The following is a 21,970-nucleotide window of genomic DNA, read 5'->3' as shown; positions in this document are numbered from 1 at the left end:
GCCGTACGGCAGGGCGTCAGTGAAGCTGGCGCTGGTCGGTGGTGCCGTTGTGGTCGCCGCGCTCGATCACCCGCACGTCCTGCGGGGTCACCGGGATCGGCGGGGTGCGGGAGGGCGCGACCAGCGTGGCGGAGACCCGCGGGGGACCCAGGTGGGTGGCCGGCCGGCGCTGGCGGAGGAGTTCCCTGAGCAACAGGATGACGACGGCGAGCAGCGCGCCGACCCCGCCCGCCATCGCGACGGCCCGGACGACGAGCGACGTCTTGCCCTGGGCCACCCCTTCGGGCGTGACGGGTGTGATGGACGCTTCGGACTGTGTCAGGCGCGCCTGCGCGTCGTGCAGATTCTGCTGGACCTGGACCAGGTAGCGGTTGGCCTGGTCGGCCTCGTTCTGGACGGACATGAACGGCACGAGGTCCGGGGTGAGCCGCGCAAGCTGCTTCTGCCGGTCGTCGATGGCCTTCAGGATGTCGCCGCGATCGCGGTCTCCCGTGGGAGCGGCGAGCTCGGACTGCAGCCGGGTGATCTCGGCGTAGAGCACCGTATAGCGATCGGGCGCCAGACCGCTCTTGGCGACGGCCTTGGCCAGGGCCTTCGCCGAGTCGCCGGCGGCCTTCTTCGCCCCCTTCACCTCCGACTCGGCCTGCGCGACGTAGGGCCGCATCAGATCGTCCACGGCCGCGAGCGCCGTCGCCCGCGTGATCACCGCCGCCTGCCGGGCGTCCTCCCCGACGTAGATCACCTGCACCACGGTTCCGCGCTCGTTGTCGGTGTCGGGGCGCTCGGTGGACAGGCCGCTCATCAGCGTGTCGGGATCGACGTCCGCCTTCTTGGCCACGGTCGCGATGACCGCGGACGAGGTGACGAGGGTCCGGAAGGTGGCGACGCTCTGCTCGGTCATGGCGGCGCCCGTCGTGTCCGTGGGCGAGGCCACCTGCAACTCGACGACGTGCCGGTAGGTGGGCGGTTGGGCGACCGCCCAGGCGGCGCCTCCGATCGCGGCGATCAGCGGGATGGCGGCGAGCGGAAGGATGATCCCGCGATGCCATCGCCCGTATTCGACGAGTTCCATCGTGTCTCCTCGGGAGATTGATCGGTTGGAGGGCGGAGCGCACTGCGGAATTGCCAGATCCAGAGCGCCGCACCGGCGAGGTTGGCCAGGCCCAGGCCCGTCACGGCGCCGACCGCCCCGTAGAGCTGACCACCGGCCACGCCGCAGCCGATGGTGAGCGGGACGAGCAGCAGGCGCACCACCGGGCTGCGGCGGTTGTCGCCGAGGGCGCGCAGCCCCACGACCGCGCCCGTCATGGCGGCGACGCCCGTATAGATCAGGGCCGTCGGCAGCAGCACGGCCCTGGCCTGGTCCCAGGACCCACCGAGCAGCGCCCTCCCGAGACTGTCGGGAAGGGCCAGAGTCAGTGCGGCGTAGCAGGCCGCCATCACGGTCAGGCCCGCCGACTGGGCGGTGACCGTCGCCCTGAGCGTGGTGGCCGATCGTTTCAGGGCGCCCACCGCCTGGGGTATGGCGACCAGGTTGCCGGCCTGGAGGACGACGTTGAGCGGGCCGTACACGACCTCGGCAGCACGGATCGCCCCAAGGGCGGGCAGACCGGTCACCCCGCCGATGGCGAGCAGGGCCAGGTTGCGGCCCCCGATCCTCGCGAGGAACTCGACCAGGTAGGCCGGCAGCAGGTCGCGGTGACTCACGATCCAGCCCGCCGCTGTGAGGGGGGCGGGCAGCAGCCTGGCCTGCGCCGATCCCATGAGGGCCGCGACAGCGGCCGAAGCGGCCCAAGCCGTGACCAGTCCGGACAGCGTGGGACGGCCGGAGGCGACGACCCAGCCGACCCCGGCGACCTGTCCCGCCGCCCAGACGAGGTCGTTGACGATCGCCTGCCCGGGGCGGTCCGCGGCGATGAAGGCGAATCGCCAGGCGTCCTTGAGCAGCAGCCCGGGCAGGAAGATCGCCAGCGGGACCACCGCCTCGGCGACGGGTCCTCCGTACAGCGGCCGGGCGGCCAGCAGGAGGACCCCTCCGCCCACCCCGATCAGCAGCGCGAGCCCCGTCGACTGGCGGGTGCCGCGCCGGTGCTCCGCCTCGCTCACGTGACTGAACCGCACCAGCAGCGGCTCGGACACCACCGTGCGGGAGAAGCTCAGGACGATCATGTACAGGGTGTTGGCGATCGCGAACGCGCCCAGCGCGACGATGTCGACCACGCGGGCGACCACGACGGTGAGGGCGATGCTGGTCGCGCTGGCCAGAGCCTGGTCGGCCAGCCCCCATGCGGTCTTCGGCGTGAAGGCGAGCCTGCTGCGGCGGATCGGGGTCTCCACAGGTTCAGAACGTCGACGGGATCAGGCGCGCGAGCGCTTCGAACCAGACCAGCCCCAGAGCCAGCAGCGCCGGTGTGGTGATCAGGTACGTCGAGATCCTGCGCCACCTGTTGTACAGCAGGAACGTCCCGGTGAGCAGGACGAGGAAGGCCGCGCCCCAGCCGAGGACCGGCCACCACGCCGAGGGATCACGCCCGAGGCCGAGCTCGTCCACCTTGAGCCGGTTGTCGTCGAGCGTCTTCAGGGACGCGGGCTGTCCGTCGAGCCGGGCGATCACGGCGAGCCTGCCGCCGGTGCCCGTGTCCGAGGTGGTCAGAAGCGTGAGCCGGTTGACGATCGTCGCCTGGGAGAGGAAGTCCTGCTCGCCGGTCTTGGCACGCAGCGTCCTTTCGACCGTGTAGGAGAAGCGGCCCTCCTGCGTGGTGGCGATCACCTTGTCGCCGGGCTTGAGCGACGCGATGCGAGCCAGCGGCGCGCCGTACAGGTTCCGGTGACCGGCGAGGATGGCGTTGCCGATCTGACCCGGCATGGGCGACGGCCGGTAGTGTCCGACGGCCTCCCTCAGCTCCGCCGTTCCCGTGCCCTGGACCACGGCCTCGCGCACGCTGATCTTGGGGATCTCCAGCAGCGCGACCGGTTCGCCGCGCGGCGGCAGCGCCGCGAGATCCTTGTCTCCGGCGACGGGGGCGGCGGCGATCGCGGCGGCGACCTTGAAGTCCTCGTTGAGGCGGTCGACCATGATCCGCTGATTGCGCTCGTACGCCAGATGGCCGAACCACGACGCGTAGAGCGAGAAGGCGACGAGCAGGGCCCCCATGACGGTGAGGGCGTTGACGGCTAGCCTTCCAAGCACACGGACCTCGGAAGGAAGGCCGGCGACGACCTCTCTCAGCGTCCTCCGCCTGGGCGGATAGCCGGGGAATCCCACGCCGACCGGCATTCCGGCCGGCGGCACGAGGTAGATCGGGTGCGGCCCGGGGCCCGGATAGCCGGGCGGCGGGGGATACCCGGGAGGCAGGGCGAAGCCCGGCGGCAGCGGATGGCCCGGTGGCACCGGATAACCGGGCGGTACGGCATGGGCCGGCGGCGCCGGGTGGCCGGGGACGGTGCCCGGCGGCAGGGCGCCGGGTGGCAGGGGGTAGGGGGGCATTGCGTAGGGGGGCGCGGCATGAGGGGGCATGGCACCGGGCTGCGGTGTGTTCACCGGAACCCACTGGGTCGGTCCGATCTGCGCCCATCCCGCGACAGGCGAGGCCGGCATCGGAGGCGGAACCGCTCCCAGCCGGAGAAGGGCGTCGTCGTAACGAGAGCGCAGGGCGGCGGCGGCGCCGCGGGCCGCCGTGTCGCCTCCTGCGACGGTGAGCTCGACCTGACCGAGCAGCACCGACGCCGATCCGGCCAGGACGAGCGCGCTGGCGTGCTCGGCCCCGCCCCTGGCGCCGGCCACCCGGGCGACCGACTCCTCCAGTCGTTTGACGGCCTGCTGCGCCAGCTCCAGGGCGGCGGAGACCGTCTCCTGCCCGGAGTCTCCTGCCGCGGCCGCGGTGTCCGAAGGAGTCATGCGCCGGCGTCCGACCCGGTCTTACCGGAACCGGTGGGAGCGGGTCCCGCCGCCGCCGGGGACCGACGGGAGCGCAGGCGCCAGAAGAGGTAACCACGCCACGAGCCGCCCAGCGAGAGGGCGATCGCTCCGATGATGAGGAGGAGCGTGGTCCCCACCACCCACGCCGGAGCGGGGATCGTGCCGCCGCGCACCGATCCCTCGTTGGCGAGGGGCGTCGGGTTCGTCTCCGGGACCGTAACGGACGGCGTCGGCGTCGGCTGCGGAGTGGGGGTGGGCGACTGGCTCGGGCTGGCGGAAGTGGTGGGGTTGTTGCCCGATCCGGAGCCTCCGCCGTTGCCTCCGCCGTTGCCGTTGCCGGGCTGGTGCGTAGTCGTGATCGTGACGACGGGTTTCGGCGTGTGCTTCATGCCGCCGCCGCCGCCGCCGCCGCCACCGCCGCCGCCGCCACCGCCGCCGCCGCCACCGCCGCCACCGCCACCGCCGCCACCGCCACCGCCACCATCGCCACCATCGTCACCGGGGGGTTCCGACGGGTCGGGGCTCGGTGTGACGAGCAGCATGTCGGCGACCTGGATCGACTGATCGCGGAGAGCCTGGGGAAGCGGGGCGCCGCCGAGCTCGGCGATGCGCGCCTGCGCCGCGTCGCTCACGGCGTACTTGATGAAGAGCGACAGGGCCTGGCGCTTCTCCAGGGGGAGCGGGTTCTTGCCCTCCGAGTCCGCCTTCGGCACAGCAAGGTAGTGGATCATCGGCAGGGGATAGGCGTCCGGCTTGGTCTGGTTGTCGAACACGGCCGTGTAGGTGCCGTCCGCGTTCTTCTTCATCGTCTGGAAGGCGGCGAGTATCGAGTCCTTGGTGGGCGCGACGTACCGGCCCGCGGCGTTCTTCAGCGCGGAGACCCCGAGGGGGAAGTCGCGTTCGCCGAGAGCGTCGACCTCGGTGATGTCGACATACCCCAGGCCCGCCTTGGAGTCGCGCAGCCCCATCGTGCTCGGGTCGGGGTTGCCGTCGTTCCCGAGCTTGGTGAGGTCGCCGAACTGGGTCGCGATCTGTCGCGCGGTCTCGGTGCCGCTCTGGGTGCCTCGGGCCCCGGCCTGGGTCGCCAGCAGCGCGAGCCCGCCCGGCTCGCTGTTGGCGAACTCGCGCTCGAACAGGCCCGGCGGGAGAGTCGCTCCGAGCCATGCCGACAGGACCTGGTTCTGGGCCGACTGGCCGAGGCGGAAGATCGGCACCACCGCCCGCGGAGGCAGCTCGCACCCGTGGTTGTCCAGGGCGAACAGGCTCTTGGCGCCGAGCGCGCCCCAGTTCTGGGTGTAGTCGTTGAGGTAGGCCAGGGGGCCGGTGTTCGGCGCCGACGACTGGCCCAGCATCCAGGCGAGGGTGAGCGGGCTCATCCGTGACTGGCGGATCGAGCGGCCCGCGACCTCGACCTCGTTCGCGATGGCGAGACCCGTGAGCGAGATGGGCGCGTAGGCCACGGCGCCGCCCACGGCGGCCGGGTCGTACGGGACGCCGGTGACGGAGAAGTCCGCACCCCGGGTGAACTCCGACTGGAACCCCGACTTGAGGGTGCTCGCACCCTGAATCGAGGTCGTCCTGGAGAAGCTGACGTCGGCGGCCTGCGATTGGCTGCGCACGCCGGTCAGCCAGGACTCGAACGCCGTGGCGACGTTGGAGGACCCGGCGCCGTGGATCGGGGCGCCCACCTGGGTTCCCGTGACGGGTTCCAGCACTGGCGGCGGCTTCTCCGTCGGGAACGGCGGCGACGTGAGCGCGGGGACCTCCTGCGTGATCGGCTGTCCGTCGGGACCGGGGCTGAAGGTCAGGTCCTGGCTGGCCGCCGCGCGAGCCGGCTCATCGATGCCCGGAGGCGGCGTGGTCCACGGGTTCAGCGTCTTCGGGAAGGTGGTGGTCTCGTACACCAGAGGCTGCTGCCATTCGCACTCGCTGGCGATGATGATGCAGGCTCCCCCAGCGGTGCACGTGAAGGGCAGATTCGTCGTCGTCGAGCCGGAGTTGTAATAGATGGTGGAGCGCGCCATCGTGCCCTGTTTGACCGCGAAGGTCGCGGAACCGGTGCCGTCCGATTTCGTGGTGCCCGTCTGCCGGGTCTGGGGAGCACACCAGTCGAAGGGGTGCCAGTCCGTGTACCCGAAGGGGTTGTTAAAAGGATTCCCGGCCCTGGTCGGGTTGAGGCATTCAGTGAGCACGATGGAAGAGTTCGGTGTAAAGCCTTTCCAACGGACTGTCACCGACTGGTTCGCACCCAATTTCTGACTGACGTCCCCGTCGAGTCTCGTGTCGTTCGCCGCGGACCACACCTCGACCGCCGGCGTGTCCTCCGCCGCGCCCACCGCGGGCTGCCGGGGCACCGGGCCGACTGCCAGCGCGGCTGACGCAGCGGCGACCGCGATCGCCAGCAGGCCCACACGCTTACCTCGCCACACGTCCGCACTCCCAAATTTCCTGAACCAGGACCCGGCGTACTCGCGCGCGTAGCCCGAATACAGGGAAGCGCCACGAACTCCCCCCGGACAAGGGCCGCCGTTATTCGTCGAGGCGTCGTCCTACTGCGTTCATCCACGATTCGCGCACTGGAAATGAGGTGAAATTGGACCCGAATGCCGAGGGGAAGCTGTCGGGTATCCGTCCGCGGCCGTTAACGCGCCATTCGCGCGTCAGCCATTGGCCTCGCCCGACACTTACCGCGGACCTCGGAAAAGCTCGGGACAGACCGACGCCGTGGGAACCCGCTGACGAAACTCCACCCGATGACGAGGGGAACGAACGTGCGGACAACTGGCCCCGAGGGGTCGGTCACGAGTGACGTGCCCGAGGCCGGGCCGCGCGCCGAGGAGCCACGCAAGCTCGAAGCCCGCCTCACCGACGCCGACCGCTTCTACCGCGCTTTCGTGGCTGCGGGTGCCGGGACGACGCTGGTGCTGATCACTCTGATCGGACTGTTCCTTCTGAACGGGGCGTGGCCGGCGCTCAAGACGTCGGGATTGTCCTTCCTCACCACGCTGACCTGGGGCCCCGACGGCGAACCGCCGAAGTTCGGCGTCGCCGCGATGATGTTCGGCACGTTCGTCAGCGCGGCCGTGGCCATGCTGATCACCGTGCCGATCGCGGTGTGCACGGCGCTGTTCATCAACGAGTACGCGCCGAGGGCCGTTCGCAGGAGCCTCACGTCCCTCGTCGACCTGATGGCGGCCATCCCCAGCCTGATCTTCGCGATCTGGGGCCTGTTCTTCCTCGTGCCGCTGCTCGCGCCCCTCGAGGACTGGGCGGTGGCCCAGTTCCACGGCTGGTTGCCGCTGGCGGAGGCCTCGGCCACGGGCGGGTCCCTGTTCAACGCCGGCCTGATCATCGCGTGCATGGCCATCCCGATCACCACGTCGATCATCCGCGAGGTGCTCGCCCAGGCCCCGCGGCACGAGTGCGAGGGGGCGCTGGCCCTCGGCGGCACCCGCTGGGGGATGATCTCCTCGGTCATCCTCCCCTTCGGCCGCAGCGGCATCGTCGGCGGCTCGATGCTGGGGCTCGGCCGTGCGCTCGGAGAGACGCTCGCCGCGACGCTCATCCTGTCCATCGCCTTCGAGATCAAGCCCCGCATCCTCGAGAACGGCGGCATCACGGTGGCCAGCGGCATCGCCATCGAGTTCCGGGACGCCCAGGAGTTGGGACTCAGCGCCCTCATGGCCGCCGGTCTCGCCCTCTTCCTCGTCACCTTCGCCATCAACCTTCTGGCGGCCCTCGTGGTCAACAGGAAACCGGCCGGAGCGCGCGCATGACCATGCCGGAGACCAAGGTCCTCCCGAATCCGCGCGCGCCGGAAGGGCGGCAGCCCGCTTCCGCGCCGGCCGCGGGCCCGCGTGGGAAGGTGCCGCCCCGGCGGCGGCCGAGGGCATGGCGGTGGACCGACCTCGCGGAGATCGCCGGTGCGCTGGGAGCCTCTGCCGCGCTCACCTGGATGATCTTCGGGCGGCTGCTGCCGTTCCGGGTGATGCCCATCGCGTACGTCCTGCTGGCCTACGTGCTGTTCCTGCCGATCTACTGGTTCGTGATCAGGGACGGGCAGGGCGCCACGGCGGCCAAGGACAGGCTGGTCACGGTCCTCATCGCGACGGGGGCGCTGTTCGCCTTCGCGCCGATCGTGTTCGTGGTCGGCTATGTCGTGAAGCGGGGCGCCGAGGTCCTGCGCCCGAACTTCTTCACCGAGACCATGCAGATCGTCGGGCCGCTGTCGAAGGCGACCGAGGGAGGTGCGCTGCACTCGATCATCGGGACTCTGGAACAGCTGGCCCTCGCCACGGCGATCGCGGTGCCGCTCGGCCTGCTGACAGCCGTCTACCTGAGCGAGATCCAGGGTCCCCTGGCGCGTCCCGTCCGGCTCGTCGCCGACGCGATGACCGCGCTGCCGTCGATCGTCGCGGGCCTGTTCATCTTCTCCATCGTGATCAAGCCGCACATCTGGTTGCAGTCGGGCATCGTGGGCAGCCTCGCGCTGGCCATCCTGATGCTCCCGACGGTCACCATCGCCGCGGAGCAGGTGCTGCACGTGGTGCCCGGAGGGCTGCGTGAGGCCGCGCTCGCGCTGGGCGCGCCGTACTGGCGGAGCGTGCTCATGGTCGTGCTCCCCACGGCCAGGGCCGGGCTGTCCACCGCCGTGATCCTCGGCATGGCGCGGGTCGTCGGCGAGACGGCCCCCGTGCTCATGACCACGGGCGGCACGACGGTGATGAACGTCAACCCGTTCTCCGGCCATCAGGACAACCTGCCGCTGTTCGTCTTCACCCAGATCAGGAGCTCTCAGGAGAACCAGGTCGACAGAGCGTGGGCGGGCGCGCTCGTCCTGCTGGCCGTCGTCCTGCTGCTGTTCGTGCTCGCCCGGATCGTCGGATCGGCGAGCCCGGGGCGGCGCCGACTCCGCGTCCCCCGCCGCCGCGCATCCAGGACCACATCCGATGGAGGAAACCCTTCATGACCGTGCCAGAGGTCGATCAGTCCGCCGCCGCGGAGGCGGCGCCCGCCGTCGGCGGCGTCCTCGAAGGCGTCCAGGTGAGTTGCTGGTTCGGCGCTCGCAAGGTGCTCGAGGGGGTCGACATCAAGATGGACGCGGGGGTCGTCACCGCGCTCATCGGGCCCTCAGGATGCGGCAAGTCGACGTTCCTGCGGACGCTCAACCGGATGCACGAACTCGTGCCGATCGCCACGCTCGCCGGCTCCGTCCTGCTCGACGGACACGACATCTACGGCGCGGGCCTGCGCCTGACCGAGGTGCGCCGCCGTATCGGCATGGTCTTCCAGAAGCCGAACCCGTTCCCCGCGATGACCATCGCGGACAACGTCGCGGCCGGCCTGCGCCTGACCGGGCGGAAGGTCCGCGACCGCGACGAGCTCATCGAGACGAGCCTGCGCAGGGCCGGCCTGTGGAACGAGGTGCGCAACCGGCTCGGCGCCCCGGCGGGCGGCCTGTCCGGCGGTCAGCAGCAGCGTCTGTGCATCGCGCGGTCGCTGGCGGTCAGCCCCGACGTGCTCTTGATGGACGAGCCGTGCTCGGCCCTCGACCCCACCTCGACCCGGCGGATCGAGGAGACCATCCTCGAGCTGAAGGACCAGGTGACGATCGTCATCGTCACCCACAACATGCAGCAGGCGCAGCGGGTCTCCCAGCACTGCGCCTTCTTCCTCGCGGCCGAGGACGAACCCGGCAGGGTCGTCGAGCAGGGCCCCACCGAGCAGATCTTCTCCGATCCCCACGACCCGAGGACGGCCGACTACGTCAACGGCCGGTTCGGCTGAGCCAGGAGCACAGGTATGCGAATCGTCCGCCGGACCGCCCATGTGATCGTGGCGCTGCTGCTGGTCATACTGGCCCCGGTCTCCGCCTCGCCCGCATGGGCCGCCACGACAGTGAACGGCTCCGGTTCGACATTCGCGTACGTAGCGATCCAGCAGTGGATGTCCGACGTCGCGCGACTGAAGGGACTGAGCGTCAACTTCGCGCCCAAGGGTTCGACCCAGGGGCGGCAGGAGTTCGCCTCACGTCTGGTCGACTTCGCGTCGAGCGACGTCTCCTACAACTTCCCCGGCGGTCTGGGCGTCGAGCAGGATCCGTCATTCAAGTTCACCTACATGCCGCTGGTCGCCGGCGGGACGTCGATCATGTTCAACGTCCGGGACAACGCGGGCAGGCCCATCAGGGACATCCAGCTCTCGGGCCAGCTCCTCGTGCGGTTGTTCACCCAGAACATGTTCTCGTGCGCCGACACGAGCCAGCCGGTGATGTACTGGGACGACCCGGCGGTCAAGGCCGAGAATCCCAGCCTCGCGAACCGGCTGCCGCACGTCCGGGTCCGGCCCGTGGCCCGCACCGGTGGATCGGGCACGACGGCCGTCTTCACGGACTACCTGAACCAGATGGACCCGGACCGGTGGAAGGCGTACATGGAGGGTGTCGCCGGCAACCCGAACGGATGCTCCACCGAGAAGTCGGTCAAGTGCACCGACAGAGCCTGCGGCCCGACGGACGTGTGGCCGCAGCGGCCGGACATCGACCTCGTCGACGGCTCCGACCGAGTGGCGATCCAGGTGGCGAACGGCAACGCCAGCTGGGGCTGGATCGGGTACGCGGAGTACGCCTACGCCCTGCAGATCGACGTACCTGTGGCGAGGATCAAGAACTCCAACGGCAGCTACACGTTGCCGACGGCGTGCAACCAGGCCATCGCCCTCACCGCGGCCCAGCGCAACCCCGACGGGACGTACAAGCTCGACAAGGTCCACACGCACCCTGACCCCAACGCCTACCCGATCTCCAGCTACAACTACGTCATCGTGCCCACCGACGGGTTCGATCGGGCCAAGGGGGAGACCCTCTCCCAGTTCGTGCTCTACTCCATCACCGACGGACAGAAGAGCGTCGACGAGATCGGCTACTCCCCGTTGCCGGGAAACCTCATCCAGCAGGGCTTCGACGTGCTCGACCAGGTGCCGGGCCATCCCACGATTCCCAGCAGCCCGGACACCTGGGGGCAGTACTACAAGGACCTGACGCTCCCCAATGGGAAGAAATGCGCCGACTCCGGTGAGTCGTCCATCAAGGACCCCCCGCCCTCGAACGGCGGCGGTGGCGGTGGCGGTGGGGGCGGCAACGGCGGCGGCGGGGGCGGCAACGGTGGGGGCGGCAACGGCGGCGGTGGCGGCGGTAACGGTGGGGGCGGCAACGGCGGCGGTGGCGGCGGCAACGGTGGGGGCGGCAACGGCAACGGCGGAAACACGCCGAACCACAACGGAGGCGACCCGAGCAACGGACCGACCACACCGGGGTCGACCACTCCGGGGACCACGATCGGGCCCGACGGCGTCCCGATGACCGTGGACGAGAACGGCCAGCCCATACCCGTCACGGGGGGCAACGGCAGCATCGACCCGAACCTCGCGGCCGGAGCCGCCAAGGAACTGGACACGGTGGCCTCATCGGCAGGCCCGCCCTGGGGCCTGTTCGGGCTGGCACTGGCCGTGCTGGCGATCGTCTTCGCCCCACTGATCCTCGGCGGTCTGCGCCGGCTCATCCGGATGGGCGGCCGGCCCACCGAGTGAGCGGCGGTCCCCGCCAGGGCGCGTGACGGCGTGTCCTCCCGGCGAGAACGATGGAAAGAGCACGATGAGACTTCGGAGACTTCTCGCCCGCGTGGTCGCGTTCGCCATGCTGAGCGGCGGCCTGGTCGTGGTCGCCGCGGCCCCCGCGGCCGCGGCCCCGGCGGGTGTGATCGCGGAGCCGTCAGCGGACGGCGCCCTCTACACCAGGGCGCCGATCACGTTCAGCGGCACGATGAGCGGCGCGACGCGGATGGTGGTCGCGGTCTCCGACCGGGTCGGCAAGCTCTGGTGGCACTCCGACGGCACCTGGGGCGACTACGAGGGCCACGACGCCGAGCTCGACGGATCCGGCTCGTGGAGTTTCACCTGGCCGAACCCCGAGCCCGGTGACTACCTCGTCCAGGCCAAGGCGACGGCGGCCGACGGCTCCATCGACACCACGTTGCCGTACCGGCGGTTCACCGTCGCCGACCTGCCGGCGACGCCGAGCTCTCCGGCGGGCGTGGTGACCGAACCGGCTGCCGGCGCCATCGTCAGGGTGGGCACCACGATGACGATGCGGGGCGTCGGGCAGGCGTCCGGCGGAGTGACCTGGGCCGCCCTGACCATCTTCGAGAGGGCCACCGGCAACTTCTGGCACGCGGACGGGACCTGGGGCGCGTTCGAGATGTTGCCGGTGACGATCGACTCGCCCGGGGCCACGGGGGTCACGTGGAGATACGACTGGACGCCCCCGCGTGAGGGGGACTACTGGGTGGCGGTGCGGACCCGGGACGCCCAGGGAGTCACCGCCGTCTCGGCGTCGGTGCCGCTGTTCACCGACGCGACCCCGCCGGTCGTGACGGTCTCCGCCGGGCAGGCCTCCTATCCGGCCCGGCACCCGATCACCTGGACGGGCTCCGTCACCGACAACCGCGGTGCCGCGTCCGTGCGCGTGGCCGTCATGGACCGGGTCAGCAAGCTCTGGTGGCGCAACGACGGCACCTGGGGCGACTACCAGGACCGCCCCGCGACGCTCACCGGACCCGCGGTCGGCAAATCCTGGACGGTGTCGGCGACGGGCCAGATGTCGTTCACCGAGGCCGGGTGGTCCTTCACCTGGGCGCCGCCCGCTCCCGGAAGCTACGGCCTGGCGGTGCTTTCCACCGACGTGTCCGGTCGCCCCGACGCCGCGCATCCCTGGGTCCCCTTCACCGTCTCCGCGCCGGCGCCCGACGTGAGCCCGCCGACGGGAACGGTCACCGAACCGGCCGGGGGGCAGGCCTTCGCCTCGCCGGACATCCGCATGCGCGGCACCGCCGCCGACGACGTCGCCGTCGCGAACGTCCTCGTCGGGGTCCAGGACAGGGACACCGGCAAGTGGTGGCAGGCGAACGGGACCTGGGGAGCCACGAAGTGGTTCCCGGCCACGGTGACGGGGGAGACGTGGTCGTACGACTGGCACGCGCCGGGCGCCGGCCACTACGTCCTGGGCGTGAGGATCGTGGACACGGCGGGCAAGGAGGTCAGCCGCTGGCAGTCCTTCGACCACGACCCCGGAACGGACGGCAGGTACGTCACGCTGCTGATGTCCCGCTCCCAGTGGGCGGCCACGGACGGGCTGTGCCGCACTCTGCGGGGCGCGGTGCCGCTGGACGAGCTCGCCCGGCTGTTCAAGGCACGAGGGTTCCCCGCCACCGGCACGGTCGTGGTCGACCGGACCCTGGAGCAGGGCCGGCTGTGCCTGTCGGAGCTCGTCGACTACGCGAACTGGGCCGATCTCGCCGACCTGCGCGACCAGTACGGCTGGACCTTCGTGAGCCACAGCATGTCGTACCGCGACATGACCGTGCTGAGTCCCGCCGACCAGCGCGCGGAGTCGTGCGGCTCGCTCACCCCGCTCGCGGCCCATGGCCACACCCGGGCGTGGGGGTTGTTCATCTACCCCAACGACAAGCAGAGCACGCAGATCCAGCAGGACGTCGTGTCCTCCTGTTTCGCCTTCGGCCGGAAGTACGGAACCGGTGTCAACAGCCCGCCCGGCACCCCCGGTGGACTGGCCGCGCCGTACTTCCAGAGCACATGGAGCATCCCGGGCGGGAAGTGCGCCGACCAGACCCTGCCCTGCAGTCGGTGGGTGCCCAGCCCCAACGGGGTGAACGACTACTCCTACGCCTCGCCCGACCGGCTGGCCGACTTCCTCAGGGGATACACCGGGACCTGGCGGTCGCTGCAGGCGTACAGATTCGTGCGCGGGACCCACATCGTGAACCCGGGCCAGGGGGAGTCGTGGGACTGCACCGGGTCCGACTGGCGCACACATTGGACGGGAAGCGCCGAATCGTACTGCCTGAACGACTTCCTCACGGCGCTCGGCGCCGCGCGCGGCCAGGCGACCGTCACCGATCCCGTGGCAGTCGCCCAGGCGTGGGGCCGCGGCGCCCTCGGCCCCGCTCTGTGATCAGCTCTGTGATCCACGCTGTGATCCACGACACCTCAGGAATCCGATGACGACTTCAGACGCAGACGTTCCCGGCGGCGCGGCGGGTCCCGGTCCGGTCACCTACGAGGCCGCGGGCAGTTCCCAGCTGCTCTGGTGGGCGGCCGGGCTGGGGATGGGCCTGGCCAACGCGGCGAGACATCGGATACGCGGATACCGGACGCCGCGGGCGTTCTCCGCCGACGAGGTGGAACGCAGCGTGGACTACGTGATCGGCGTGGCCGACCGGTGGGCCAAGGACTGCGAGCTCGATTTCGCCGGCCGCCGGATCCTGGAACTCGGCCCCGGCCCCGACCTGGGAACGGGGGCCGTGCTCCTCGCACGCGGCGCGAAGTCCTACGCCGCCGCGGATCTCTTCGCGCTGGCGTCCGACACGAACCCGGCGTTCTACGAGGCGCTCGGCGGCCGCCTCGGCACTCAGGTCGACCTCGAGCAGATCGGCTACCACATCACCACATATCCCGAAATGGCGGAAGTGGAGGGGCCGTTCGACCTGGTGGTCAGCAACGCGGCCCTCGAGCATTTCGACGACGTCCGGACGACCTTCGCCCGCCTGGCCGATCTCGTCGCGCCTGGAGGCATGATGTGCCACCACATCGACGGGATGATCCACATGCGCGGCGTCCGGCGGCGTGACCCGCTCAACATGCTGCGCTACCGGCGGTGGGTGTACCGCGCCATGAGCTTCCCCGGGATTCCGAACCGGCTCAGGGCCGCCGACTTCCTCGCCGCCGCGGCCGCCACGGGGTGGACGGCGCGGATAGTGCCCCACCTGGTGGCGCCGGACCACTATGTCGAGTGGGCGCGCCGCGGCCTGGCCTCCCCCTACGCGGCCATGGACGCCGGGGATCTGGCGCTGCTGACCTTCACGCTGGTGGCGGTGCGCTGACCGCCGGGGCGGTCCTCGCCCGCCCGCGCAGCCGTCGTTCCAGGGGCCGCTCGACCAGGCGGTAGAGCAGCCACGCCAGCACGATCGACACCCCGAGCATGGCCACCGCCGCCATGATCAACGTGGGAAGCGGGGAACGCTCACCGACGAGCAGGTGAGCTCCGAATCTGATCACGGGCTGATGGACCAGGTAGAAGGCGAACGACACCTCGCCCAGCAATATCAGGACCGGCGACTTGAGCCACGACGGCCGTCCCACGGCGTCGGCGGAGGCGACTGCGGCGATCAGCAGCGCCAGTGGGCCCGTCATCCACGCGACCCGCTGCCACTGCTCCCAGACGAACGGCTGCGTCAGGTACGCCGCCAGCAGCAGGGCCGAGGACACCAGCACGCCCGGCCCGCGCCACCGGCCTTCCCGGATCATCAGGGCGAGGGTTGTCCCCAGCGCGAACTGGAGGACCTGCGTGCCGGGGAAGACCCAGACGAACCACAGGCCCACCACGCTCGACATGGGCAGCGAGAGGAGCGGGACGAGCCACGTTCCGCCCACCAGGGCCGCGGCGAGCACCCACAGCCGATCGCCGGGAACTCTGCGGAGCAACGGCAGCAGCACGGGGAAGGCGGCGTAGAAGGCCACCTCGCACGAGAGCGACCACGCCGGGGCGTTCCCGCCGAAGTGGTAGGCCTCGATCGGGATCCACGCCTGCGTCAGGAAGAGCCCGCTGAGCGCGGGGCCCGGCGCGGGCGGCCGGCCGGCCACGGCCAGCACGACGAGCACCGCGATCCAGGTCACGACATGGTTGGGCACGATCCGTGCGGCCCTGCGCCGCCAGAAGGCGACGGGTCCGTCTCCGGGGCGGGCCGACCAGGTGAGGACCAGCCCGGAAAGGACGAAGAAGAAGGGCACGCCGACCGACCCCGGTCCGAACAGGATCCGCAGGCCGGTCTCGAAGGCCGTGTCGGTGGTCCTGACCGGAGAATGGTAGAGATGGAATCCGAAAACGGCGAATGCCGCGAACCATCGTAATCCGGTTAAAGAGTCAAGTCGTGCCGCTAGTCGCCCATTCTGCGTCTCTCGGGCGCCCGGCTCATGCGTACCCGTGGCCTGGTCCACGCCACACCGCCTGTTCCGTCGGTCTTCGATCTTGACTGGGGAAAGGTGAGCGTATCCGCGCAGGGTGAGCATTCGACGAGCGCTCACGGAACGTTCGCGGAACTCCGTGAAGCCGACGGTGGCGCCTCGCTGTGGGAGAACCCCGGGTACGTCCGTGTCCGGCGCTTCCCAGACTTAAGCAATTGTTTACCGGGAAAAGGTGAAAAAGACTGCTTCGATCTTCACTCTGGGCCCGGTGAAACGATCACTGACTCGGCTTGTCGGAATTCTCATGCTCATCCCGTCGATTGTTTTCTGGGCGCCCCCTCGTTCCGCGGCGGCATCGGATCTGCGGTTTCTGTCGAGTTTTGGAGAGTATGGCGAGGTTTCCGGCATCATTACGCTCCTGGCGAACGGATGCCCGGGCCGATTGTCGCTGACCGATGCCACGTCTCCGGACTCGCCTGAGTGGATCACTCCGTCCTGTGCGGACGGCCGGCTCCGCCATCGTGTCGATACGCGGAAGATTTCCGACGGCGTCCCGTATGCGATGAACATGTACGACGAGGAAGGCCGGTACGCGGGCCAGGTGAGATTCACTCCGCACAATCCTCCGGTGCGTAAGGTGAAATATCTGTCGAAAGGCGTCTATGTAAGTGGCGGCTGGTCCGACTCGCGCCTGGCCGGCGCATACTCCTATATCGAAGAGGATGGGTATGTACCGAATTGGGTGCAGGGCATCGCCGTCGTCCTCGCGTGGAGACAACTCCAGCCCACGGGCCCTCAGGATCTGGATGTCTCGCGAATCCAGCAGGCGCTGGACTACGTGGCCGGGCACGCCGCGCCCGGCCGCCTTTCGCCCCTGCGCGTGATCGTCGTCATCGAACTCGGCGAGACCTCGACACCCGTGTGGTACGTCCGGGACTCGCCGGACGGCTTCGGTGAGCGCGTCGTGCGCTACCAGGACGCCGACGGCAAGGCATTCGGTTTCACGCCGTGGGACACGCTGGCGGGTGACATGTTCGACAACGCGACCGCACGCGTCGCGGCGAGGTTCGACGAGGTTCCGGGCTTCGGCGGCATCTACCTCGGGGGCGCGGGAACGCCGCGATATCCGGAGATGTGGTACCCGCGGTTCACCGGCTATGCCGGCCGGTACGCCGGTGACCGCGACGCCGACGGTTACCTCGGCGCTCCCGACTTCGACTGGAGGACTCCCTGCCCGGAGCTCGCTCCCGATCCGCTGCGGCAGGCGGCGGCGTGGAGGGACACCTACACGCTGATGTCGTCGCAGTTCCCGCGTACGCCGTTGATCGGCATGCTCGACGTCACGCGGGAGAGCGACGACTACGCCAGCCTGGGGCGCACGACGAAGGCGATCGAGGCGATCTTCAGCAGCGGGGACATCGCGGACGATTCGAAACTGGCCATCGGGGTCACGAACATGTCGCCGCACACGTTCGACCAGCAGGATGTGTCGTTCAGTCGCCAGGATTGGGCCAAATATCCGGTCATCGACTCATACGTCGATAGTCATCCTGGTGTCTTCCGCTTCAACGAGGTCGACCCGATGAAGTTCTCCAACCTGTCGGGAAGTCAGGACCCGGCCCCGTACATGCCTGCCGGGCGTGTGGCGCCCGCCGTAGCAGGAAGGGAGAACGGGAGAGACTACCGGCGGTGGCTGGAGACGGTCGTCGGATATTGCGGCGACGCCAGGGAGCCGAACGACGGCCGGAACCCGTTCATGGTGAGTTGCGACGCCGTCCTCGTCCACCGGAGCAACCTCGATCCCGGATTCGGCGTGCACGAGTGGGTCTTCGACACGTGCACGTTGCGCGAGGCCTCATGGCTGACCTGGGGAGTGGGCGAGCCCGACGACCGTTGCGCCGACCCCCGCCCGGCCCTGGCCCCCTGGCGCTGAGAACTCGCGGCGCCGTTGATGCGGGGGCGCCGTCCACGCCGTCGTGCCCCCGGGTCACGCGGGAGGGCGCCACCCGAAGACGTCGTCGAACTGGCGGAAGGCGACGTTGGGGCCGAGTCTGCCCGCGAGGAGCATCACCGTGTCGCGGACGGGCACCGCCAGCGGGTTGCTCCACCTGGTGAGACGGCCGACGGCTCTCGACCTCCGGACGATCCGCGTCGTGCGCGCCAGCCGGTCGGCCGTGTAGGCGGCGAGCCCGCCACGCGTCGCGTGATGGCCGAGGACCACGGCGTCCTCGATGGCCTGGCACGCACCCTGGCCCAGGTGGGGCGTCATCGCGTGCGCGGCGTCGCCGAGCAGCGCCGCCATCCCTCGGTGGAAGGCGGGAAGGGGTGTGTCCATGGAGTAGAGGTCGTGCCGCAGCACCACTGCGGGATCCGTGTCGGCGAGCAGTCCGGGGATCGGCCGGTGCCAGCCGCCGAACAACCGTGTCAGCTCGGCCTTCTCGTCGGCGGCGCGCTCGCCGGGCGCCGCGACCGCCGTGGCGTAGCAGTACACCTGGTCGTCGGTCAACGGCATGACGCCGAACACCAGCCCACGGCCCCACGTCTCCGCGGCCCGCACGGGCTCGCTCGAGCGGACGACGAGGCGCCAGCTCGTGACGCCCGCGTACACGGGCTCAGGATGGCCGGGGAACAGGGCCTTCCGCGTCGAGGACCTGATGCCGTCGGCCGCCACGACCAGGTCGGCGTCCACGACTCCCGCGCTCGTCGTGACCCGGCCGCTCTTCGGATCGATCGACTCCACGCGGGTGTTCACGTGGAGTGAGCCGGGCGAGAGCCGTACGGTGAGGAGGTCGACCAGGGCCGAGCGCAGCAGGAGCACGATGGGGTCGCCGTAGCGTGCCCACGCCTCCTCCGCGCTCGTCCGGGAGAGCCAGCGGCCGTCCGGCCGCCGTATGCCCGCCTCGCCCTGGACGGCGGAGAGCTTGCGCACCTCGTCGCCGACACCGATCGTGTCGAGGGCCTTCAGCGCGTTCGGCGCGATGGCCAGCCCCGATCCCACCGGCGCGATCGACGGCGCCTGCTCGAAGACGGTCACCGTCCACCCTGCGCGCTCCAGGGCCACCGCCGCCGTCAGGCCGCCGATACCGCCACCGATCACCACTGCGCGCGTCATGACGCCTCCTGTCACTACATCTGTAGTCAACGTACTACGCCTGTAGTGAACTGTCACTACAGGCGTAGTATGCGACCGTGATCAGTCATCGTGCCGAGCTCATCGCGGATGCGGCCATCGGGATCCTGGCGGAGCGCGGCATGCGCGGGCTGACCCATCGGGCTGTCGACGAGGCCGCGGGCCTGCCGCAGGGCTCCACGTCGAACCACGCCCGGACACGCTCCGCCCTGCTGGAGCTGACCATCGCCCGGCTCGCGGAGAGGGAGGAGGCCATGTTCTCCGCTGGGCTCACCGGGACGCCCGACACGGCCGGCGACCTGGCCGGTCTCATCGCCCGTGCGACCCATCAGGCCCTCACCGTCGGCAGGCGCGGCACGCTCGCGCGCTACGAACTCGCACTCGAGGCGACACGCAGGCAGGAGCTCCGCGCGGTCTACGACGAACTGGGGCGCCGGTTTCGCGAGCCGGCCGTCGCACTCCTCGCGGCCGCGGGCTCCGCCGATCCCGTACGGCACGGCCACGAACTCGTCGCCTTCGCCGAGGGGATCCTCTTCTATGCCGTGGTGGGAGCGGGCCGGGCTCCGTCGCTGGACGACCTCCACGCCGCCTTTGCCGACTTCCTGCGGGGCCGCCTTCCGTGACGAGGGGGTTCGACAGCCATACCGGCTGGTCGGTACGCTGCTGAGGTGAACGATGCCGAGGAGAACGCCGCAGGACAGGACGCCCTCGGGGTGAACGCCGGTCCGCCCGGCCTGGACCTGGACCGGCTCGCGGATCACCTGCGTGCGGCGGGGCTCGCCCGGGGCCCGCTCTCCGCAGAGCTGATCACCGGCGGGAAGTCCAACCTCACCTACGTCGTCGGGGACGCGGACACGAGGTTCGTCGTGCGCAGGCCGCCTCTCGGGCACGTCCTGGCCACCGCGCACGACATGAGCCGGGAGTACCGCGTCATGAGCGCGCTCCAGGACACGCCCGTCCCGGTGCCGAGGACCTTCCATCTGTGCCAGGACGCCGAAGTCATCGGCGCTCCGTTCTACGTCATGGAGTACGTCGAGGGCGGCCAGCCTCCGATCAACCCGGCGCTGGCGCACCAGCTCGTCGACGTGCTCGCGGCGCTCCACTCGATCGGCCCCGACGGCGTCGGCCTCGGCGACTTCGGCAGGCCGGAGGGCTTCCTCGAGCGGCAGGTGAGCCGGTGGAAGAGGCAGCTCGACGCCTCCCGCAGCCGCGAGGTCGAGGGCATCGACGACCTGTTCGCGCGGCTGTCGAAGTCGGTGCCGCGCTCCGGCGAGCCCGCGATCGTGCACGGCGACTTCAAGCTCGGCAACACGCTCGTCGCGGACGACCGCATCATGGCCGTCCTCGACTGGGAGATGTCCACGCTCGGCGACCCTCTCACCGATCTGGCCCTCTTCCTCCTGTACGGCGACTTCAACCAGCTCGACAGCGAGAACGAAGGCGAGTCGCCCCCCGCGGACGAGCTGGCCGCCCACTACGCGGAGGCGTCCGGTCGCGACATCTCCCGTCTGGGCTGGTACATCGGCCTCGCCTGCTTCAAGCTCGCGGTGATCGCCGAGGGCATCCACTTCCGCTTCACCCAGGGGCTCACGGTCGGGGAGGGGTTCGCCGAGGTCGGCGAGCAGGTCGCCCCGCTCGTCGCCCGCGGTCTCGAGGAGGTCTAGATGAATTTCGGGTTCGACGACACCACGGCCGAGCTGCGAGCCAGGCTCCTGACGTTCATGGACGAGTGCGTGATTCCGGCCGAGCACGCCTATGAGGAACAGGCGGCCGTCAGCGGCTGGAGCCCGCCGCCCCTGATCGAGGACCTGAAGGCGGAGGCGCGCAAGCGCGGCCTGTGGAACCTCTTCCTGCCGGGGGCCGAGGGCGCGGGGCTGACCAACCTGCAGTACGCGCCGCTGGCCGAGATCATGGGCAGGTCCCCGTCGATCGCCGCGACCGCGACCAACTGCGCCGCGCCCGACACCGGCAACATGGAGCTGCTCGCGCAGTTCGGCAGCGAGTGGCAGCGCAAGGAATACCTGGAGCCGCTGCTGAACGGGGAGATCCGTTCGGCGTTCGCCATGACCGAGCCCGATGTGGCCTCCTCCGACGCGACGAACATCTCGACGTCCATCGTCAGGGACGGCGACGAGTACGTCGTCAACGGCCGCAAGTGGTTCATCACCGGCGCGATGAACCCGAACTGCAAGATCCTCATCGTTATGGGGAAGACCGACCCCGAGGCCCCGTCGCACCGCCAGCAGAGCATGATCCTCGTGCCGCGCGGCACCCCGGGCCTGACGATCAAGCGGGGCATGAAGGTCTTCGGCTACGACGACGCCACGCACGGCGGCCACGCCGAGGTCGTCTTCGAGGACGTCCGGGTGCCCGCCGACCACCTGATCGGCGAGGAGGGCGGTGGCTTCGCCATCGCCCAGGCGCGCCTCGGGCCGGGCCGCATCCACCACTGCATGCGCCTGATCGGCGCGGCGGAGCGCGCGGTCGAGCTCATGTGCAGGCGGGCCCTGTCGCGCACCACGTTCGGCAAGACGATCGCCCAGCAGGGCGTGGTCCAGGACTGGATCGCCGAGTCCCGCGTCCGGATCGAACAGCTCCGGCTGCTGGTGCTCAAGACGGCCTGGCTCATGGACACCGTCGGCAACCGCGGCGCCCACACCGAGATCCAGGCCATCAAGATCGCCACCCCCGCGGCCGTCGAGTGGATCCTCGACAAGGCCATCCAGGTGCACGGCGCGGGCGGCCTGAGCCAGGACTTCCCGCTCGCCGGCGCGTGGGCGGGCGTGCGGAGCCTTCGGTTCGCCGACGGCCCCGACGAGGTGCACAAGCGGTCGCTGGCCTACCGCGAGCTCAAGAAGTACATGGACTGACTGGGAAGGGATGTC

General features: G+C 70.2%; 16 protein-coding genes. 10 read left to right on the top strand and 6 right to left on the bottom strand.

Features of this window, described 5'->3' with window-relative positions; genetic code table 11:
- Nucleotides 1–16: 16 nt before the first annotated feature.
- The 4 genes from Pph01_RS13650 to Pph01_RS42740 are packed head-to-tail and all read right to left on the bottom strand — an operon-like array spanning nt 17 to nt 6,111.
- The gene (locus Pph01_RS13650; protein ID WP_204073419.1) at nt 17–1,072 is read right to left on the bottom strand and encodes a hypothetical protein; all 1,056 of its coding nucleotides are present in this window, start codon (nt 1,070–1,072) and stop codon (nt 17–19) included.
- Nucleotides 1,006–2,337: an MATE family efflux transporter gene (locus tag Pph01_RS13645; protein ID WP_204073418.1), complete on the bottom strand. Its 1,332-nt coding sequence runs from the start codon at nt 2,335–2,337 to the stop codon at nt 1,006–1,008. The genes Pph01_RS13650 and Pph01_RS13645 overlap by 67 nt, the downstream gene beginning before the upstream one ends.
- Before the next feature lie 4 nt (nt 2,338–2,341).
- On the bottom strand, nt 2,342–3,898 hold the full coding sequence (locus Pph01_RS13640) for a sortase (RefSeq protein ID WP_204073417.1): 1,557 nt from the start codon (nt 3,896–3,898) through the stop codon (nt 2,342–2,344).
- Entirely contained in the window at nt 3,895–6,111 is a 2,217-nt protein-coding gene (locus tag Pph01_RS42740) for a hypothetical protein (RefSeq protein WP_239116678.1), read from the bottom strand. Before Pph01_RS42740 ends, Pph01_RS13640 begins: the two co-directional genes overlap by 4 nt.
- Nucleotides 6,112–6,672: 561 nt before the next feature.
- On the opposite strand from Pph01_RS42740, the gene pstC reads away from it, so the two are divergent.
- From pstC to Pph01_RS13605, 6 genes are all read left to right on the top strand, one after another.
- Nucleotides 6,673–7,695 carry a phosphate ABC transporter permease subunit PstC gene (gene pstC / locus Pph01_RS13630; protein WP_204073416.1) on the top strand — a complete coding sequence of 341 codons (1,023 nt, stop codon included), beginning with the start codon at nt 6,673–6,675 and terminating at the stop codon, nt 7,693–7,695.
- Complete coding sequence (gene pstA / locus Pph01_RS13625) at nt 7,692–8,888, top strand: phosphate ABC transporter permease PstA (RefSeq protein WP_204073415.1); 1,197 nt, start codon at nt 7,692–7,694, stop codon at nt 8,886–8,888. The genes pstC and pstA overlap by 4 nt, the downstream gene beginning before the upstream one ends.
- Entirely contained in the window at nt 8,885–9,706 is an 822-nt protein-coding gene (locus Pph01_RS13620) for a phosphate ABC transporter ATP-binding protein (RefSeq protein ID WP_204073414.1), read from the top strand. The genes pstA and Pph01_RS13620 overlap by 4 nt, the downstream gene beginning before the upstream one ends.
- A 15-nt stretch (nt 9,707–9,721) precedes the next feature.
- Nucleotides 9,722–11,506 carry a substrate-binding domain-containing protein gene (locus Pph01_RS13615; RefSeq protein ID WP_204073413.1) on the top strand — a complete coding sequence of 595 codons (1,785 nt, stop codon included), beginning with the start codon at nt 9,722–9,724 and terminating at the stop codon, nt 11,504–11,506.
- A 64-nt stretch (nt 11,507–11,570) separates the two neighbouring features.
- Nucleotides 11,571–13,946, top strand: a complete 2,376-nt coding sequence (locus tag Pph01_RS13610; protein WP_204073412.1) for a polysaccharide deacetylase family protein — start codon at nt 11,571–11,573, stop codon at nt 13,944–13,946.
- Between the two features lie 46 nt (nt 13,947–13,992).
- Nucleotides 13,993–14,874, top strand: coding sequence for a class I SAM-dependent methyltransferase (locus tag Pph01_RS13605; RefSeq protein ID WP_204073411.1), 882 nt, complete (start codon nt 13,993–13,995; stop codon nt 14,872–14,874).
- On the opposite strand, the gene Pph01_RS13600 is transcribed toward Pph01_RS13605, so the two are convergent.
- The gene (locus tag Pph01_RS13600; protein ID WP_239116669.1) at nt 14,852–16,060 is read right to left on the bottom strand and encodes an acyltransferase family protein; all 1,209 of its coding nucleotides are present in this window, start codon (nt 16,058–16,060) and stop codon (nt 14,852–14,854) included. The two genes, Pph01_RS13605 and Pph01_RS13600, sit on opposite strands and share 23 nt — an antisense overlap.
- 523 nt (nt 16,061–16,583) lie before the next feature.
- On the opposite strand from Pph01_RS13600, the gene Pph01_RS13595 reads away from it, so the two are divergent.
- On the top strand, nt 16,584–17,888 hold the full coding sequence (locus tag Pph01_RS13595) for a hypothetical protein (protein ID WP_204073409.1): 1,305 nt from the start codon (nt 16,584–16,586) through the stop codon (nt 17,886–17,888).
- Nucleotides 17,889–17,942: 54 nt separating this feature from the next.
- Here Pph01_RS13595 and Pph01_RS13590 read toward each other — a convergent pair whose 3' ends face one another.
- A complete protein-coding gene (locus Pph01_RS13590) occupies nt 17,943–19,067 on the bottom strand; it encodes an FAD-dependent monooxygenase (protein ID WP_204073408.1) in 1,125 nt (374 codons plus the stop codon).
- A gap of 77 nt (nt 19,068–19,144) precedes the next feature.
- Here Pph01_RS13590 and Pph01_RS13585 point away from each other — a divergent pair, with 77 nt between their 5' ends.
- The 3 genes from Pph01_RS13585 to Pph01_RS13575 are packed head-to-tail and all read left to right on the top strand — an operon-like array spanning nt 19,145 to nt 21,955.
- A complete protein-coding gene (locus Pph01_RS13585) occupies nt 19,145–19,708 on the top strand; it encodes a TetR/AcrR family transcriptional regulator (RefSeq protein WP_204073407.1) in 564 nt (187 codons plus the stop codon).
- Nucleotides 19,709–19,753: 45 nt separating this feature from the next.
- Nucleotides 19,754–20,749: a phosphotransferase family protein gene (locus Pph01_RS13580; RefSeq protein ID WP_239116668.1), complete on the top strand. Its 996-nt coding sequence runs from the start codon at nt 19,754–19,756 to the stop codon at nt 20,747–20,749.
- Nucleotides 20,750–21,955: an acyl-CoA dehydrogenase family protein gene (locus Pph01_RS13575; protein WP_204073406.1), complete on the top strand. Its 1,206-nt coding sequence runs from the start codon at nt 20,750–20,752 to the stop codon at nt 21,953–21,955.
- The last annotated feature ends 15 nt before the right edge of the window (nt 21,956–21,970 follow it).

The sequence above is a fragment of the Planotetraspora phitsanulokensis genome (assembly GCF_016863295.1).
In the GTDB taxonomy this organism is placed as follows: Bacteria; Actinomycetota; Actinomycetes; order Streptosporangiales; family Streptosporangiaceae; genus Planotetraspora; species Planotetraspora phitsanulokensis.
Note: the sequence above shows the minus strand (reverse complement) of the source record. Positions and strands in the feature narration are given on the sequence as shown.